This window comes from Flavobacterium sp. 90 (genome assembly GCF_004339525.1).
Lineage (GTDB): Bacteria > Bacteroidota > Bacteroidia > Flavobacteriales > Flavobacteriaceae > Flavobacterium.
Genome location: NZ_SMGE01000001.1, coordinates 4241069 through 4261368 on the forward strand (window position 1 = coordinate 4241069; position 20300 = coordinate 4261368).

9 protein-coding genes are annotated in these 20300 nt (G+C 37.0%); 6 read left to right on the forward strand and 3 right to left on the reverse strand.

Annotation, left to right across the window (positions count from 1 at the left end):
* Positions 1-9 precede the first annotated feature (9 nt).
* The 6 genes from C8C83_RS17820 to C8C83_RS17845 all read left to right on the forward strand — a co-directional run bounded on the left by C8C83_RS17820 (position 10) and on the right by C8C83_RS17845 (position 4605).
* A complete protein-coding gene (locus C8C83_RS17820) occupies positions 10-651 on the forward strand; it encodes a hypothetical protein (RefSeq protein ID WP_121329737.1) in 642 nt (213 codons plus the stop codon).
* Positions 652-700: 49 nt separating this feature from the next.
* The gene (locus C8C83_RS17825; protein WP_116754346.1) at positions 701-1627 is read left to right on the forward strand and encodes an aspartate carbamoyltransferase catalytic subunit; all 927 of its coding nucleotides are present in this window, start codon (positions 701-703) and stop codon (positions 1625-1627) included.
* Positions 1628-1766: 139 nt separating this feature from the next.
* A complete protein-coding gene (locus C8C83_RS17830) occupies positions 1767-2099 on the forward strand; it encodes a ribonuclease Z (RefSeq protein WP_099708617.1) in 333 nt (110 codons plus the stop codon).
* A gap of 94 nt (positions 2100-2193) precedes the next feature.
* Complete coding sequence (locus C8C83_RS17835) at positions 2194-3102, forward strand: ribonuclease Z (RefSeq protein WP_121329738.1); 909 nt, start codon at positions 2194-2196, stop codon at positions 3100-3102.
* 184 nt (positions 3103-3286) lie between these two features.
* Positions 3287-3931 (forward strand): pyridoxamine 5'-phosphate oxidase, encoded by a 645-nt coding sequence (gene pdxH / locus C8C83_RS17840; protein WP_121330086.1) that lies wholly within the window; start codon positions 3287-3289, stop codon positions 3929-3931.
* Between the two features lie 170 nt (positions 3932-4101).
* The gene (locus tag C8C83_RS17845) at positions 4102-4605 is read left to right on the forward strand and encodes a CAP domain-containing protein (RefSeq protein ID WP_121329739.1); all 504 of its coding nucleotides are present in this window, start codon (positions 4102-4104) and stop codon (positions 4603-4605) included.
* Between the two features lie 686 nt (positions 4606-5291).
* On the opposite strand, the gene C8C83_RS17850 is transcribed toward C8C83_RS17845, so the two are convergent.
* From C8C83_RS17850 to C8C83_RS17860, 3 genes are all read right to left on the reverse strand, one after another.
* Positions 5292-7238 carry an OmpA family protein gene (locus C8C83_RS17850; protein ID WP_121330087.1) on the reverse strand — a complete coding sequence of 649 codons (1947 nt, stop codon included), beginning with the start codon at positions 7236-7238 and terminating at the stop codon, positions 5292-5294.
* Positions 7239-7249: 11 nt separating this feature from the next.
* A complete protein-coding gene (locus tag C8C83_RS17855; RefSeq protein WP_121329740.1) occupies positions 7250-8161 on the reverse strand; it encodes a type IX secretion system membrane protein PorP/SprF in 912 nt (303 codons plus the stop codon).
* Between the two features lie 165 nt (positions 8162-8326).
* Entirely contained in the window at positions 8327-20278 is an 11952-nt protein-coding gene (locus C8C83_RS17860) for a gliding motility-associated C-terminal domain-containing protein (RefSeq protein WP_132011830.1), read from the reverse strand.
* Positions 20279-20300: the final 22 nt, after the last annotated feature.

Sequence of the window (20300 nt, forward strand, 5' to 3'; positions counted from 1 at the left end):
ATAAAAGTAATGACAGAGAACGAAACGTTTATTTACGAATCAATTTTTAATCAGATAAGAATGGGATTTCTTTCTGTTGATGAGATTCAGGAAAACATCATAGAAGAGATTGAAGACAACGAATTTGAAGGCGAAATATCAGAAGAATGGGCTTTTGAAAAAATAAGAGAAGAATACAAAAAGTTACTTGCAGAAAGTAAACAATGGAAAAGTCCAACAGATACTGAAAGGCTAATAGAAGCTTTTGATGAATTATGTGATCAAAATATACTGGCGCTTCATAATGTAGGTTACACCACAACTGATGGTGAATACGAAGTGATTGAAGTTGAAAGAGAATTACAGGAAAATGAAGTGGAGTCTGATGGATATTGTTTTTATCACGGACAGGATCTGGCGAGAGCTGTTGCAGTAGAAGATTCGAAATTGTTTATCGCTTTTCAGAAAGTAGACAATTCTGATGATGCAATTACGATAGAAATAGGGAAGAGAGTTGCCGAAGTTTTGATAAATAATGATTTTAGAGTAATCTGGAATGGTTCTGCAAGAACGAAAATTGAAATTCCAGGTTTTAGATGGCAGAAGATTTTTAATGAAGACGATAGAGATCTGCAAGATTATAGTGACGTTGTAGATAGAATGATTCAATAAAACAGCTTCTCTTTAAAGAAGCATTGACAATAATATTAAAGAAATAAAAATGAAAGAATTAAGCGTAAATCACTTATTAGGAATTAAATATATCAACGAGAATGATATTAACCTGATTTTTGAAACTGCCGATCATTTTAAAGAAGTCATTAACCGACCTATTAAAAAAGTTCCTTCATTACGAGATATTACAATTGCCAATATATTTTTTGAAAACAGTACCAGAACTAAACTTTCTTTTGAATTAGCACAGAAACGTTTATCTGCCGATGTTATTAGTTTTTCGGCAGCTCAGTCTTCTGTTAAAAAAGGAGAAACTCTGATTGATACTGTGAACAATATTCTATCAATGAAAGTTGATATGGTTGTAATGCGCCACTCTAATCCCGGAGCGGCTTATTTTTTATCTAAAAATGTCAAAGCAAGTATTGTAAATGCCGGAGACGGAGCACACGAACATCCAACTCAGGCTTTGTTAGACAGTTATTCTATCAGAGAGAAACTGGGTGATGTAACCGGAAAAAAAGTGGTAATTGTGGGTGATATTCTGCATTCGAGAGTTGCCTTATCAAATATATATGCTTTGCAAATGCAAGGCGCAGAGGTTAAAGTTTGCGGGCCAAAAACATTGATTCCAAGATATATAGAATCGCTTGGTGTTACGGTTGAACCAAATTTAAGAAAAGCATTAGAATGGTGTGATGTTGCGAATATGCTTCGTGTTCAGAACGAACGTATGGATGTTAACTTTTTCCCTTCAACACGTGAATACGCTCAACAATATGGTGTCGATAAACCTTTGCTGGATTCTCTTGGAAAAGAAATCGTAATCATGCACCCGGGACCAATCAATAGAGGAGTAGAGATTACATCTGAAGTAGCAGATTCTGATCATTCGGTGATTTTAAATCAGGTTGAGAATGGTGTTGCGATTAGAATGGCAGTGATTTATTTATTGGCTTCTAAGATTCAGTAGTTTAGTTTTCAGTCGCAGTTTTCAGTCTGATTAAAAGTGAAAACGGAGACCGAGACTAAATACTATAAACTGAGACTGCGACTGAAAACTAAAAAAAAACGTACCTTAGCTCTCGAAAACAGAGCCTATATATAATAAAATGAAAGTAGATCAAAAAGGACATACCGTTACGATTAAAGATACCCAGGGAGATTTTAATTCTTTTTTGGAGAAAGTGACGCAGCAGTTTAAAACCTTTGAAAAACAAAATATTATAATCGATTTATCATCAAATGCTCAATTGGCAGAAGGTGATTTGAAACTTTTTTTACCACTTTCGAAGCAACAAAAAAAAGCTAAAAAATCCTTTGTAATTGTAGTTTCTGATCTTGACTTTAATGCTATTTCTGATAAACTGGTTGTAGTTCCTTCACTTTTGGAAGCACACGATATTATCGAAATGGAAGAAATCGAAAGAGACCTAGGTTTTTAATTTTAGATTTTAGAGTTCAGATTTTAGATTTGGAATACTGAATGAATCTTAAATATGACTTACTCAATCTAAAATCAACAATCTAAAATCTAAAATGAAATTAACCATACTTGGCTGTTATGCCGCAACTCCCAGAACTCTTACTAATCCGACTTCGCAGGTTTTAGAAATTAAGAACAAAATGTTTTTAATTGATTGTGGCGAAGGAACTCAGGTTCAATTACGTAAAAACAAGATTAAATTCTCAAAGATCAATCACGTTTTTATTTCGCATTTGCATGGAGATCATCTTTACGGATTAATTGGGACTATTTCGACTTTTTCTCTTTTAGGAAGAACAACCGATTTACATATTTACGGACCAAAAGGAATCAAAGAGCTTATACTTCTTCAGTTGAAACTAACGGAATCATGGACTACTTATAGTTTATTTTTTCATGAATTAGAATCTAAGGAGAGTGAAGTTATTTTTGAAGATCAGAAAGTAATTGTCAGAACGATTCCGTTGAAACATCGCGTTTATACAAATGGATTTTTGTTTCAGGAAAAACCGGGAGACAGAAAACTAAATGTAGAAGCGGTTCAGCATTACAATATTCATACAGCATATTATCAGAAAATAAAAGGTGGAGGAAATGTAACGCTTGATGACGGAACGGTTATCGAGAACGAGAAATTATCTTTTGATCCCATTCCTTCATTGAGCTATGCTTTTTGCTCAGATACAGTTTATACAGAAGATATTATCCCAATTATAAAAGATGTTGATGTTTTGTATCACGAATCTACTTTTTTGGAATCTGAAGCTGCATTAGCGAAAAAAACATTACATTCTACTGCAATAGAAGCGGCAAAGATCGCACAGAAAGCAAATGCTAAACATTTGATTTTAGGTCATTATTCTACAAGATATGACGGAATCGAACGTTTTAAAGAAGAAGCTGAAACTGTTTTTCCAAATGTTTTATTAGGGAATGATGGGGTTTCTTTTGAATTTGTTTAATAAGGTACTGAGGCTCTAAGGTTCTGAGGCGCTAAGTTTTGGAATGTGAATATACAGATGTCACCCTGAGCGAAGTCGAAGGGCTTTTATAACAAGAAGGGCTTCGACTTCGCTCGGTCTGACAAACGTGAAACCTGAAACAAAAATTCTAAAATCTAAAATCAACAATCTAAAATCTAAAGTCATGAACGATTTAAGTAATTATAGAAAGTCTTACGAGAAAAGTGAATTATTAGAAAGTAATATTCCGGAAGATCCAATTAATCTTTTTAACCGATGGTTTCATGAAGTGGAGGATTTTGGCGCAAGCGGAGAAGTAAACGCAATGACGGTTTCTACAATTGGTTTGGATGGTTTTCCGAAATCAAGAGTAGTTCTGTTGAAGAAATTTTCTGAAGAAGGATTTATTTTTTATACGAATTACGATTCGGAAAAAGGAAAAGCTATTGCTGCAAATCCGCATGTTTGTTTGTCTTTTTTCTGGCAGGAAATGGAACGTCAGGTAATCATTAAGGGAATCGCCGAAAGAACTTCTGAAAATATTTCGGATAATTATTTTGATTCTCGTCCTGACGGAAGTAAACTTGGTGCGATTGTTTCTCATCAAAGTGAAGTGATTCCGTCTCGAGCATTTTTAGAAGAAAACTTAAAAAAATTAGAGGCTGAATTTGAAGGAAAACCAATTCCCAGACCCGAAAATTGGGGTGGATTTTTAGTAACTCCTTTAGAGGTAGAATTTTGGCAAGGAAGACCAAATAGATTGCATGACAGAATTCGTTACACAAGCCAATCAGATTTTTCATGGAAGATTGTACGATTATCCTCATAGTTGTAAGAAATTTACATTCTATAATAAAATTTTAATGCATTTCGTCGATTATTTTTGTAGTTTACCGATAAATTGAATACGTTTGACTTAAGAAACAAAAAGATTTATCCAAATATAAGTTTAAAGAATTTGCCCCAACATTTACTTTAAAATTAAACATGCTATTGACTATGAAGAAGATTATCTGCACCATGCTGTTCATTGTAATCTCAGTTACAATGAACTCATGTTCTGCTGACACGGCCGAGGGAACTGAAAATAGCAGCTCGACGGAAAAAGTAGTGATGAATTACACTTACAATGATTCTGAGCTGGAAACAATGCAAGCAATAAACGATTACCGAGTAAGTATTGGTTTGAATGCATTGCAAAAAATCAATCACATTTCTTCTAAATGCGAGGAGCATAACAACTATATGATTGCAAACAATGTTGTAGATCATAGTGATTTTGTTGCGCGTTCTGAAAATATTATGAAGTTGCTTGGTGCTACAAACGTTGGAGAAAACGTTGCTTACAACTACAAAACGGCTGATGCTGCACTGCAATCCTGGCTTGCAAGTCCTGGTCACAAAAAAAATATCGAAGGAAACTATACCCATTTTGGTATATCAGTAAAAACTGATCCCAGAACTGGAAACAAATACTACACAAACATATTCGCGAGAATATAGAAAAATATTGGACTGGTTGGTTTTTATTTGTCGTTGTAATTCGAAGAGTTGCAACGACTTTTTTTATGTAAAAAAAGGGATCAATACAGAAACCTGTGGAGCTATATAAATTAAGGGATGAATTTAACCGCAAAGTGCGCAAAGTTTTTTTTTATAGATTACGCTCATTAAACGCAAAGTTCGCAAAGCTTTATCAATATAGCTTTGCGAACTTTGCGTTTTTATAAAACCTTGCAAATAAAAAACCATTGCGTGCTTTGCGGTAAAATGCGCAAGGCAAGATTAACGTAAAGCTTTGCGAACTTTGCGTTTTTATAAAACCTTGCAAATAAAAAACCATTGCGTGCTTTGCGGTAAAATGCGCAAGGCAAGATTAACGGTAAAGCTTTACGAACTTTGCGTTTTTATAAAACCTTGCCAATAAAAAACCTTTGCTCCCGATAGCTATCGGGATTGCGGTAAAATACGCAAGGCAAGATTAACGGTAAAGCTTTGCGAACTTTGTATTTTTATAAAATCCGATATGTATAAAAAAACTTTGCTCCCGATAGCTATCGGGATTGCGGTTAAAATAATTAGTCAATACAAAATAGTTTAAATTTCTCCACAGGTTTTTGTGTTGATCCAAAAAAAAGCTGCCTAAAAAATAGGCAGCCCTGGCAAATGTGTAATAATCTTAACTAAACTTAAAGTGCAGTGATAATAAATTCACTTCGTCTGTTTTCCTGATGTTCAGCTTCTGTACAAGGAACATCGTCGGCGCATTTATTTACAAGTTGGGTTTCACCATAACCTTTTCCGGTTAATCTGTTTGGTGTAATACCATTTTTAACGAGCCATTGTATTGTCGATTTAGCTCTTCGATCAGATAAGGCTTCATTGTATTTGAATGATGCACGACTGTCTGTGTGTGAGCGAATATCTAATTTCATTGTTGGATTATCATTTAATACAACTAATATTTTTTCTAAGTCTAATGCCGCTTCTGTTCGAATATCTGATTTGTCTAAATCAAAGTAAATCATTTTTATTTTGAAGCATTTTCCTAAATTATCTCCAATAGTTACTTTACAGGTTTCAGGATCTAAAGCAATTGGAAGACTTGTTTTTCCGGTTGTTTTTTCAATTGTTATGTTAACTTCTTTGGTAGAAAAATCAGTTTTTTCGGCTCTTACATTATAGCTTTTTCCGCATTCGACAGCAAAAGTATAATATCCGTTTTCATCAGCAGTAACTGTTTTTTTAGGCTTAGTTGATCCCATATCGTATAAAGTGACTGTTGCTCCGGGTAAAATTGCTCCGGTTTCGGAGTTTGTAATGGTTCCGTTTAACTCCTGAATACATCTAAGTCTTTTAGTTTCCAGGAATTTATAAATGTCATCAGAACCCATTCCGCCATCTTTATTAGAACTAAAATATCCTAGTCGTGTGGTTGGATCTATGATATAGGCAAAATCGTCTTTTGGAGAGTTAATGTCGGCTCCAAGATTTTCGATTCCGGTGATCGTTCCGTCTTCTTCAATTTGTCCCACAAATACGTCAAGACCACCAAGTCCGGGATGTCCGTCAGATGCAAAATAAATTTCCTTTTCATTGGTAACAAACGGAAACGTTTCTTTTCCTTCGGTATTAATAGGTTTTCCAAGATTTTCGGGTGTTCCATAACTTCCATCTGGATTTATACTTACTTTATAAATGTCAGATTGTCCAACTGTTCCCGGCATATCTGATGCAAAGTACAGTGTTTTCTCATCTGGGCTAAGTGCCGGATGTGCGGTACTGTAATTGTCGCTGTCAAATGGCAGTTCTTTGATATTTCCCCATTTACCATCGCTTTCAAGTGTTCCTTTGTATATTTTTACTAAAGTAGTTTTATTTTCATCTTTTCCTTTTTTGCCATCTACATAGTTGTTTCTTGTAAAATAGACCGTTTTGCCATCTTTTGTAAAAACAGGCGTAGCTTCGTGAAATTTAGTATTAATTGCGCTTTTGAATTTATGTACTTTAGAAGCGCTATTGGTTGCGGCATCAATATCGGCGTCATATATATTGGTGAAGTATTCTCCTGTCCATTTGTGTTTGCGTTGCGAAAAATTACCTGTATCTCTTGCTGATGCAAAATACAATTTGTTGTTGTAGATAAATGAACCATAATCAGAATATTTGCTGTTTATGCCGGCGTCTTCAATTTTATAACGTCCTGAATTTGCTTTAATCTGGTCCAGATAATTTACATCTTCTTTATAAAGTTTACCTCTGTTATCGCCTTTGTATTTGATATTAAATTCGTCCAGAATTTTGTTTGCTTTATCAAGTTGTCCGGTTGATTTTAGAGATTGTGCATATCTGTAATAATATTCGGGTTCAACATTGGTATCCATTGAAAATAATTCTCCGTACCATTTTGCAGCTCCGTCAAACTCAGAGTTGAAATAATAGGAATTACCAAGTTTTTTAAACATTTCCTCAGATTTGTATCCTTTAGAGGCTACTTTCTCGTAGGTCTTTATAGCATCAACATAAGCGTAGTTATTGTACTTTTTGTCGCCAGAGTTTACCTTCGATTGCTGAGAATAACTTTTAAATGAAAAAGCACTTATGATTGTTAAGCAAAGGAGTATATAATTTTTCATAATAATCATTTTTAAAAGAAACGAGGAGTTGTCATTTTACCATTGTTTTTGAAGATTTCATAGCGCAGGAAGATTTCATGCGAACCTGAATTGTAGTTCTTTAAATTGGTAGTTTCGTTGTCGTATCCATATCCAACATATAGACCATCTGTAATTTGAAATCCTACCATAGCACTTAGGGCAGCACTCCATCTATAGGCTACTCCGACAGTAAATTTCTCAAAGAACATAAAGTTTGCTGATACATCTACTTGAAGAGGAGCACCTTCGACCATTTTTGTTAGCACTGCGGGTTTAAATTTTAAATCGTAAGAGAGATCAAAAACATACCCGGCCATTAAATAATAGTTTATTTTGTCTTTATAAATCGCTACATCATTACTATCATAACGGTTGGTTTCTATAAAATTAGGAACTGATAATCCAATGTATGCTTTGTCAGAGTGCCAATAAACTCCGGCTCCAATATTAGGAGAGAAATCACTGTTTAAGTTTTGAAATTGTGGATCTCCGGCTGTTTCCGGATTTAGTTTATCCACATCAAGATTAAAAATATCAGCTGTAGCTTTAATACCAAATGAGAGTTTCCAGTCCTCAGAAGTATGTATTGTATAGGATATATCTGCAGAGATTTGGTTTTCGTTTGTTGGACCAATTTTGTCATTTACTAACGAAAGCCCTATTCCTATATTGCTATTATTGATTGGAGTGTTTACGGAAACAGTATTAGTTTTCGGAGCTCCATCAAGTCCTACCCATTGATCGCGGTGCAAAGCAAAAATACTTAAAGCGCCACGAGAACCTGCATAAGCAGGATTTATATTTATTGTGTTGTACATATACTGCGTATATTGTGCATCTTGCTGCGCATATCCTGCAATTGTAACAAACATAATGACGAAGAAAAATAATTTTGTTCTCATAGTAGATATTTATTATTTTAATTATTACTATTGATTTTTTTGTATTAGGGAAATCAAAAAATTCAATGCATTCGCTTATTCAATGAATAAGGATTTATTTTTATTAATTATCGGATAATGCTCTATAATAGAATGTCTGTTATAGAGCATTTCTTCTGCTATGTTCTATTTAGACAGATATAAGTATCCATCTAGTTTATGATTTTGAACTACATTATTTCCGTCAAGAGATTTGTAGGTAACAATGTAGAAATAAGTTCCTGTTGGTAATCCGTCTGATTGTTTTACAGTCGTTCTGCCTCTTGAGGTTCCGTCAAAATTGTTGGTTGTGTTATTGTAATTACTAGTTTCAAATACTAATATTCCCCAACGATTATAGATTTCTACAGTGTTTTCAGGATAACATGTTGTCTCATCGATATTATCAATTACGAAAACATCATTTTTACCATCTCCATTAGGAGAGAAAGCATTGTGTATTACTATGTTTTCGCACGCTAATACAACACAATCAGCATTTACTTCCATATTAAGGAGTACACTTCTTGGACAATTTTCATCGGCTATTTTATATTCAAATTTATAATTGCCAATTGCTAGTCCAAATGCGTTAAGTACATTTCCTTGCAATGCATTGCTGCCATCAGTATCAATCCAGGTTCCGGTTTGTGGTGTGTTTTCTGGTAGTAAGGCAAGTAAGTCAATAGGAGATCTATCGTCATTACAAGCTTTGCTGGAAATATTTGTTACACCATTTGGAGAAACTGTGATTGTAATTGTAGCAGTATCACAATTCTCAGCGCTTAGTTTATCACAAATTCTATAAGAATAAGTATAAGTACCAGCTGGGGTTAAACTTGTTACTGTTACATTTCCGGAAGCGTCAACAGTGATATTTGGATCATTGCCTGTTTGGTCCAGTAAGGTAAAGTTTACCAACTCTAATGTCGCTGGAATATTTCCTTTTAAGTCATTGGCCAAAACGTTTCCAACTAATCCAAAAGTATTACAACCCACAGTATAAGTATCGTCTACAGCATCAACCGGAGTTGGTGGCGCAGGATCAACAACGGTAACGGTTACGATTGCTGTGTCACAATTTCCGTTATCGGCATTTTCACAAATTTGATATGTTAGAGTATAAGTTCCTCCAAGTGTACCCACTTTTACATCTACAGAACCATCAGGGTTTAGTGTTAATGCTCCCGTAGGATCTGGTGTTACTACTGTAAGTGTAACATCTGCAGGATTTACCGGATCACCGTTTAAGGTATCGTTAGTATATACATTCAATACATTTGTAGCACCTATTGTTCCCGGTATCGGACCTGCACTATCGTCATTCGCAATAATTGCAAAGGTTGGTCTTGCAGTACAGAAAGGATCTGCTGGCGGATAATCTACTGTAATTGTTTGGCTTGGATTAACAGACAATGTCACGTTAGCTTTTGGACGAAGACCTTCAAATCCGTCTGGAGCTTGTATCCATTTATTGTTTTGGAATACCCATCCTGGCCAGTCAATACCATGTCCGGCTTGATCAACCACAGCACCAGGCCATAATACACGTCCGCTTAGTGGTAAGTCAGTCATTGTAGTTACTACATTATTTGCAGGATCTGCCCAGGCAATTGTTACACCATTTACCGGAGTAAAGTTTCCTGGAGTGACTACATAATCAAGGTAAGGAACGTCGTTTACACAAATTGCTGTTGCTGTAACTGTCATCGTTGGCGCTTCAATAGTTATTGTAACTGTTGCAGTATCGCAGTTTGAAGTTTGATCAACTTCACAAATTTGGTACACCATTGTCAAAGTTCCTGCTGGAGCATTTGGCAGAATATCTACAGAACCGTCAGGATTCAATTGTAAAAATTGATTTGGTGTTACTGTAGTTATAATAACATCAGAAGGGGTTACAACTACGCCTTCGATAGTATCATTTGGCAATACATTCAGAACATTCGGCTGAGTATGATTTACTCCTGGGAATGGTCCTGCGCTATCATCATTAGCTACGATATCACGTAATTCTTTACAGTTTACACCAAAGTCAGCATCTAAGTGAACTAAATCTTGGGCGGTTACGGTAACAATATATGCGGCAGTACTTGTAGTTTGACAAACGGTATGCATTGCTATTTTGGCTGGTTTAGAAGTTTTGTTTTTGTTTGTTCCACCTGATGGAATAACTTTTACTAAACCTGTAGCTCCCAAAGCAGCTGCAACAGCGTCTAAGTTTGCATCTCTAACCAATTTTATATTATAATCTCCGTAAGGGTTTGGAGTTCCGGGTCTGTCTCTCCAGAATCCTTCAATACCTACGATTACTTCTTTATGATATCCGTTAGGACCATCAACAATAACGTTTGGACTTGCTGCGTTTCCAAAACCACCGGCATTTAATTCTCCGACATTTTGAGGACCTGCATAACTTCCGTCTCCGTTAAAATCGATCCATTCCCATAGACTAAAGTCTATCGCACCGTCTGCATCTGGAATGTTTTTAGTCACAACACCATCATTATTCGCATCGTACCATTCGTCCTGAACGCCATTTCCATTAGTATCATACCAAACATAATCTCCTAGAACCGGAAGGTTTGATTTTCCATATTCAAAATTATGTTCCTGGAATTTACAATCTTCAAGAGTAGTAAAGAACAAGCTTGAATCTACAGGATACAATTGTTGTGCACTGTTTAAATTAGCATCCTGAACCTGAACTAAATAACTTCCGGCAGGCATTCCTGTAAAGGTATAACGACCATCTGCTCCGGTGATACGCAATAGGATTGGACCTGTTGTAGTGCCTTGCGGAATCAATGTAACCGGTACATTTGCAAGTGGAGTATTGGTATCTATATTGATAATTTGCCCGGATATTTTAATTTTATAATTAGGCTCAGTTATCACAACTGAAGTCGTAGCAGTACAAGTTTGGTTCTCAGCATTTACTGCAGATGATGCAGTTACTGTATAAGTTCCTGGTGCTAAATTGGTGTTACCAACAACTTCGTTATTCGCGTTTCTAATAATTACGGTTGAACCAGGACTATTAGTAACTGCTATTGAACCGTCATTTGCGCCAAGACAAGAAACATTTGTTGCGATTGCGCTTACAGAAACTTTGTTGTCAACTGTGAAAGTTCGAACAAGTTCTGTTTTATTACCCGCACAATCAGTCAAAGTATAAGTTCTTGTTAAGATATAAGCGTTTCCGTCGCAGCCGCTAGCTTCATTATGAGAATCGCTAACAGTAATGTTTACGGTAGGACTGCAATTATCAGCCGCATCTGTTATATCTGAAGGACTTCCAATAGGGATATCTGCAATACTTTGTAAGTTCGCAACATTTGAAGGAGCAGTTCCTGTAGGTGGAGTTGTGTCTCTTACTGTTATAATTTGAGTGTAAGAAGCAGTGTTTCCGCCACAATCGCTAGTGGTCCATTTGCGAGTCAAAGTATAATTAGTAGGACATTCGTTTTGAATACCACTTTTAACTTCGCTGAAAACGATTGGTAAATTACCATTACAATTATCAGAAGCTTCAACGTTTGCCGCAGCAGGTACAGCATCACAGGAAACTGTAATATCACCCGGAAGTTCTCCCGCAAATATTGGCGCTGTAGTATCTTGAATTGTAATTACTTGCGTGAAAGTATCAGAAGTATTTCCACAATCGTCTTTTACAGTCCAGGTATTGGTGTAAGTTCCAGCATTTGAACAAGTTTCAGAAGCTACAAACTGACCAGATACTTTTACGATATTCGAAACATCGGTATCACAAGTGTCTGTCGCAGTTGGGAATAAAGCTTGCGCAGAAGATAAAGCTTCAGCATTACTACATTCGATAGTTTTGTTTAAAGAAGCAACTTCAGTAGACCAAGTTGGCGCTGTAGTATCTTGAATTGTGATTACTTGCGTGAAAGTATCAGAAGTATTTCCACAATCGTCTTTTACAGTCCAAGTATTAGTATAAGTTCCTGAGTTTGCACAACCTTCGTTAGCTACAAACTGACCGCTTACTTTTACGATATTCGAAACATCAGTATCACAAGCATCAGTCGCAGTTGGGAATAAAGCTTGCGCAGAAGATAAAGCTTCAGCATTACTACATTCGATAGTTTTATTTAACGAAGCAACTTCAGTAGACCAAGTTGGAGCTGTAGTATCTTGAATTGTGATTACTTGCGTGAAAGTTTCAGAAGTATTTCCACAATCGTCTTTTACAGTCCAAGTGTTAGTATAAGTTCCTGAGTTTGCACAACCTTCGTTACCTACAAACTGACCAGATACTTTTACGATATTCGAAACATCAGTATCACAAGCGTCAGTCGCAGTTGGGAATAAAGCTTGCGCAGAAGATAAAGCTTCAGCATTACTACATTCGATAGTTTTATTTAATGAAGCAACTTCAGTAGACCAAGTTGGCGCTGTAGTATCTTGAATTGTGATTACTTGCGTGAAAGTATCAGAAGTATTTCCACAATCGTCTTTTACAGTCCAGGTATTGGTGTAAGTTCCTGAGTTTGCACAACCTTCGTTAGCTACAAACTGACCAGATACTTTTACGATATTTGAAACATCAGTATCACAAGCGTCAGTCGCAGTTGGGAATAAAGCTTGCGCAGAAGATAAAGCTTCAGCATTACTACATTCGATAGTTTTATTTAATGAAGCAACTTCAGTAGACCAAGTTGGCGCTGTAGTATCTTGAATCGTAATTACTTGTGTGAAAGTTTCAGAAGTATTTCCACAATCGTCTTTTACAGTCCAGGTATTAGTATAAGTTCCTGAGTTTGCACATCCTTCATTAGCTACAAACTGACCAGATACTTTTACGATATTTGAAACATCGGTATCACAAGCGTCTGTTGCAGTTGGGAATAAAGCTTGTGCTGATGATAAAGCTTCAGCATTACTACATTCGATAGTTTTGTTTAACGAAGCAACTTCAGTAGACCAAGTTGGCGCTGTAATATCTTGTACAATAATTGTTTGACTTACAGGAAGAGAAACATTTCCACAAGCATCTTTAGCGGTCCAGGTTCTTGTTTTTGTGTAAGAACCCGCACAATTACCAGGAGTTACAGTATCTTCATAAGTTAATGAAGCAATTGTACCATTGTCGTCTGTTGCAGTTGCCTGAGCAAATACAGGTTCGGCAGGACAGTTAATAGTTGAGGTTTCCGGTAGCGGATCAATTATTGGTTTAACTGAATCTCCATCAAGAATCTCAAATGTTACAGTATGTGTACAACCTTTAGAATCAGTAATTATTACACTATAATTTCCTGCTAGAAGATTTGTAGCTGTAGCCGAAGTTTGCACCGGATTTGTATTCCAAGAGTAAGTGTAAGGACCAGTTCCTCCAGAAGCTACCACAGTTGCAGATCCACTTTCAGCTCCACCACAACTTGCGTTTACTTGAGATTTTGAAGCTGTTAATGCAAGTTCAGGTTCAGTAATTGTGATTTGTTCAGTATCTGTACAACCTTTTTCATCAGTTACGGTTACAATGTAAGTTCCTGCAATTAAGTTAGTCGCTGTAGCCGAAGTTTGAATTGGCGAAGTATTCCAAGAATAAGAATAAGTTCCGGTTCCTCCGGTTGCAGAAGCTGTTGCAGAACCAGTTGCGTCGCCTTTACAGTTTACATTAGTATCAGTTTTGATCGCTGCTGTAAGTGCAAGTTCAGGTTCAGTAATTGTGATTTGTTCCGTATCCGTACAACCTTTTTCGTCAGTTACCGTTACAATATAAGTTCCCGCGATTAAGTTTGTAGCTGTAGCCGAAGTTTGCACCGGATTCGTATTCCAAGAATAAGAATAAGTTCCGGTTCCTCCGGTTGCAGACGCTGTTGCAGATCCAGTTGCGTCACCTTTACAATTTACATTAGTATCAGTTTTGATTGCTGCTGTAAGTGCAAGTTCAGGTTCAGTAATTGTTATTTGTTCCGTATCAGTACAACCTTTTTCGTCAGTTACGGTTACGATATAAGTTCCTGCGATTAAGTTATTGGCTGTAGCCGAAGTTTGGATTGGATTTGTATTCCAAGAATAAGAATAAGTTCCGGTTCCTCCAGTTGCAGATGCTGTTGCAGATCCAGTTGCGTCACCTTTACAATTTACATTAGTATCAGTTTTGATCGCTGCTGTAAGTGCAAGTTCAGGTTCTGTGATTGTTATTTGTTCAGTATCGGTACAACCTTTTTCGTCAGTTACGGTTACGATATAAGTTCCAGCGATTAAGTTATTGGCTGTAGCCGAAGTTTGAACTGGAGAAGTATTCCAAGAATAAGAATAAGTTCCGGTTCCTCCAGTTGCAGAAGCTGTTGCAGAACCAGTTGCATCGCCTTTACAATTTACATTAGTATCAGTTTTTATCGCTGCTGTAAGTGCAAGTTCAGGTTCCGTAATTGTTATTTGTTCAGTATCTGTACAACCTTTTTCGTCAGTTACCGTTACAATATAAGTTCCTGCAATTAAGTTATTGGCTGTAGCCGAAGTTTGAATCGGATTCGTATTCCAAGAATAAGAATAAGTTCCTGTTCCACCAGTTGCAGAAGCTGTTGCAGAACCAGTTGCGTCACCTTTACAATTTACATTAGTATCAGTTTTTATAGCTGCTGTTAATGCAAGTTCAGGTTCAGTAATTGTTATTTGCTCTGTATCGGTACAACCTTTTTCGTCAGTCACAGTTACGATGTAAGTTCCTGCAATTAAGTTTGTAGCTGTAGCTGAAGTTTGAATTGGAGAAGTATTCCAAGAATAAGAATAAGTTCCTGTTCCACCAGTTGCAGATGCTGTTGCAGATCCAGTTGCGTCACCTTTACAATTTACGTTAGTATCAGTTTTTATTGCTGCTGTTAATGCAAGTTCAGGTTCCGTAATTGTTATTTGTTCTGTATCAGTACAACCTTTTTCGTCAGTTACCGTTACAATGTAAGTTCCTGCGATTAAGTTATTGGCTGTAGCCGAAGTTTGGATTGGATTTGTATTCCAAGAATAAGAATAAGTTCCGGTTCCTCCAGTTGCAGATGCTGTTGCAGATCCAGTTGCGTCACCTTTACAATTTACATTAGTATCAGTTTTGATCGCTGCTGTAAGTGCAAGTTCAGGTTCTGTGATTGTTATTTGTTCAGTATCGGTACAACCTTTTTCGTCAGTTACGGTTACGATATAAGTTCCCGCGATTAAGTTATTGGCTGTAGCCGAAGTTTGAACTGGAGAAGTATTCCAAGAATAAGAATAAGTTCCGGTTCCTCCAGTTGCAGAAGCTGTTGCAGAACCAGTTGCATCGCCTTTACAATTTACATTAGTATCAGTTTTTATCGCTGCTGTAAGTGCAAGTTCAGGTTCCGTAATTGTTATTTGTTCAGTATCTGTACAACCTTTTTCGTCAGTTACCGTTACAATATAAGTTCCTGCAATTAAGTTATTGGCTGTAGCCGAAGTTTGAATTGGATTCGTATTCCAAGAATAAGAATAAGTTCCGGTTCCTCCAGTTGCAGAAGCTGTTGCAGATCCAGTTGCGTCACCTTTACAATTTACATTAGTATCAGTTTTGATTGCCGCTGTAAGTGCAAGTTCAGGTTCAGTAATTGTTATTTGCTCTGTGTCAGTACAACCTTTTTCGTCAGTTACTGTTACGATATAAGTTCCTGCGATTAAGTTATTGGCTGTAGCCGAAGTTTGAATTGGATTCGTATTCCAAGAATAAGAATAAGTTCCGTTTCCTCCAGTAGCCGAAGCTGTTGCAGATCCGGTTGCGTCACCTTTACAGTTTACATCAGTTTTAGTATTTATAGCGGCTGTTAAGGCTGCTTGTGGTTGTCCGATAGTAACATCACAAGTTGTTTTGTATCCTAATTTATCGGTGATAGTTACAGTATGTAAACCAGCAGTTAAAGCTGTTGCCTGAACAGTTGTTTCGCTGTTATCCCATAGATAAGTATATTCTCCGTTTCCTCCAATAGCTGTAACGGTTGCGATACCATTATTATCTCCATAACATTTAGCAGGAGCATCTTGAACGACACTACAAGACAAAACATTAGGTTGAGAAATAGTGATAGTACAAGTTGTTGTACAGCCTTTAGAATCTGTAACAGTTACAGAATGTAATCCGGCATTTAAAGCAATAGCTTTTTGTGTTGTTTCAGTATTATCCCATAAGTAGGTATAATTACCATTTCCGCCAAGCGGAGAAACTGTTGCTTCACCATCACTCAATCCATTTGAAGTTACTGCTTTGTTTTGTGTAATTGAACAAGATAAAGGAGCAGAAGGTTGTCCAACAATTACCGAATTTGATTGACTAGAACAAGAATCTGTTACAGTCAATGTATAAGTTCCGGTAGGAAGTCCATTTACAGAAGCTGTAGTTCCTACAACCACATTCGAGCTGTTTACCCAAGAGTAAGATATAGTTCCTACGGCATTTGTTACTGTTCCAGCAGTTACTGATCCAGTACTGTCGCCATAACAAGAAGCGTCAGTTTCAGAAGAAGCTCCTAATGCTAAAGGTAAAGCTGGTTGTCCAACAATTACTGAATTAGATTGACTAGAACAAGAATCTGTTACAGTCAAAGTATATGTTCCGGTTGGAAGTCCGGTTACAGAAGCTGTTGTTCCAACTATTATGTTTGCGCTGTTTACCCAAGAGTAAGTTACAGTTCCTACAGCATTTGTTACTATTCCCGCAGTTACTGATCCAGAACTTGCATTATAACAAGAAGCATCAGTTTTAGAAGAAGCAGCTAATGCTAAAGGTAAAGCCGGTTGTCCAACAGTAACCGAATTAGATTGACTAGAACAAGAATCCGTTACAGTCAAAGTATATGTTCCGGTAGGAAGTCCGGTTACAGAAGCTGTTGTTCCAACTACTGTATTTGAACTATTTTTCCAGGAATAAGTTACAGTTCCCACAGCATTTGTTACAAGTCCCGCAGTTACTGACCCAGAACTTGCGTTATAACAAGAAGCATCAGTTTTAGATGAAGCTCCTAATGCAAGAGGTAAAGCCGGTTGTCCAACAGTAACCGAATTAGATTGACTAGAACAAGAATCTGTTACAGTCAAAGTATAAGTTCCTGTAGGAAGTCCAGTTACAGAAGCTGTAGTTCCAACAACGACGTTAGAACTATTTTTCCAAGAGTAAGTTACAGTTCCCACAGCATTTGTTACCAATCCTGCAGTTACACTTCCAGAACTTGCATTATAACAAGAAGCATCAGTTTTAGATGAAGTTCCTAATGCAAGAGGAGAAGCAGGTTGTCCAACAATTACTGAATTTGATTGACTAGAACAAGAATCTGTTACAGTCAATGTATATGTTCCGGTAGGAAGTCCGGTTACAGAAGCTGTAGTTCCAACAACCACATTCGAACTGTTTTTCCAGGAATAAGTTACAGTTCCCACAGCATTTGTTACAAGTCCCGCAGTTACACTTCCAGAATTTGCATTATAACATGAAGCATCAGTTTTAGAAGAAGCTCCTAATGCAAGAGGAGAAGCAGGTTGCCCAACAATTACTGAATTAGATTGACTAGAACAAGAATCAGTTACAGTCAAAGTATAAGTTCCGGTTGGAAGTCCGGTTACAGAAGCTGTTGTTCCAACTACTGTATTTGCACTGTTTTTCCAGGAATAAGTTACAGTTCCCACAGCATTTGTTACAAGTCCCGCAGTTACACTTCCAGAACTTGCATTATAACAAGAAGCATCAGTTTTAGAAGAAGCTCCTAATGCAAGAGGTGAAGCCGGTTGTCCAACAATTACTGAATTAGATTGACTAGAACAAGAATCTGTTACAGTCAATGTATAAGTTCCAGTAGGAAGTCCGGTTACAGAAGCTGTAGTTCCAACAACCACATTCGAACTGTTTTTCCAGGAATAAGTTACAGTTCCCACAGCATTTGTTACAAGTCCTGCAGTTACACTTCCAGAACTTGCATTATAACAAGAAGCATCAGTTTTAGAAGAAGCTCCTAATGCAAGAGGTGAAGCAGGTTGCCCAATAATTACCGAATTTGATTGACTAGAACAAGAATCTGTTACAGTCAAAGTATATGTTCCGGTAGGAAGTCCGGTTACAGAAGCTGTAGTTCCAACAACCACATTCGAACTATTTTTCCAGGAATAAGTTACAGTTCCTATGGAGTTTGTTACAAGTCCCGCAGTTACACTTCCAGAACTTGCATTATAACAAGAAGCATCTGTTTTAGATGAAGCTCCTAATGTAAGAGGGGAAGCCGGTTGTCCAATAGTTACCGAATTAGATTTGTTCGAACAAGAATCAGTTACCGTTAATGTATATGTTCCGGCAGGAAGTCCGGTTACAGAAGCTGTGGTTCCAACCACCACATTCAAGCTGTTTTTCCAGGAATAAGTTACAGTTCCTACGGCATTTGTTACAAGTCCCGCAGTTACACTTCCGGTACTTGCCCCATTACAAGAAGCATCAGTTTTAGAAGAAGCCGCTAATGCAAGAGGTGAAGCTGGTTGTCCAACAATTACCGAATTTGATTGACTAGAACAAGAATCTGTTACGGTCAACGTATAAGTTCCGGTAGGAAGTCCGGTTACAGAAGCTGTAGTTCCAACAACCACATTCGAACTATTTTTCCAGGAATAAGTTACAGTTCCCACCGCATTTGTTACTGCTCCCGCAGTTACAGTTCCGGAACTTGCACCATTACAAGTAGCATCTGTTTTAGAAGATGCGGCAAGAGCTAAAGCTGCTGTAGGTTGTGTTATATTAATCGTTAATATAGCCGTTGCGCAGTTATTATTGTCAGTTGCGATTACTTTGTAAGTTCCAACGGTTAGACCAGATATATCTTTTGTAGTTGCGAAATTCACATCGTTTTTAGTCCATTTATAAGTATATGGACCTTGACCACCAGTTGGCGTATTAAGCGTAATAGCTCCATTATTACCTCCAAAACAAGTAACATTTGTTTGATTCGCCACCGTTACAATTGGGCAAGGAACATTTGTAGTTGGAGAGGTAATATTTTGGAATGTTGTGACACAAAGCGCATTTTGGAAATCTAACCTCGATGTGCTAACCATTTGATTACCGCATGTGTTTGGTTTTGGAGTTAATCGATATTTTAACGTAATAGTTTCAACATTCAAAAAGTCAATATTCCAGGCAATTTGTTGTCCGGTAACAGTCGTAGTTCCCTTAGTAGAAGTCACAGTTCCAATTACAAAATTTGGATCAACAGTTTCTTTTTCAAAAGGAGTTCCCACTATTTGTTTTGCAACCCAGGATAATTGAGTGAAAATTTGAGAATAAATTCCAGTTAAATCAGCAGCATTTTCAGTAAAGAAAGAACCTCCTGATTGGATTTGATTCAAAGTATATTGTGCATCAGTTTGTTCGGTTCCGTTAATAGCACCAAATAATCCAACAGTAAAAATTTGATTATTATACGTAACTCCTCCCACAACAACAGTTTTTCCTGCATTAGCAGCAGCAATAGCATCCTGAATACAAGTACCTTGTTGACCACCAGAGCAGTTAGTGCCATGAGATGCAGATGCATTAGCAACACCATCGGTCAATAAAACCATACTTCTAGCAGTCGAACAATTGTAAGTTGCAGTTGCCAGAACCTGATTGGCTTTAAGAATACCATCTTCGATATTGGTACCACCATTTGCAACAAGTCCGTTAATGATGGTTTTTAGTCCGGCTTTACCACTAGAATCGGTCAGACCTTGTCTTATTAAACCATTATTACTAAAAGTTACGATTGCGACTTTATTATTCCCCGTTGGGTTATTCGCAGCAAGAAACATTTTGTCAATAAAATCATTAGCAGCATCCTGAGCATAGGATAACGGCTTCGGATTGTTTCCGTCGCCCATACTTCCGGATACGTCAATAACTAAAACAACTTCTAAAGGTCTGGCAACAGGATTTGAGCCTTGAATTTTTAATTCCACATCTAATGCTCCACAAACTCCCGGTGCTACAGTAACAGTTTTTGTTGGTGTAATTGTTTGTGCAAAACCTATCGTAGAAGAAATTAAAAAAAGTAACAAATAGAATGCTTTGTTGACTTGTTTCATAAAATGGATAAAGTGTAATGTTTTTTTCATTTTATATGAATTTAAATTGAAA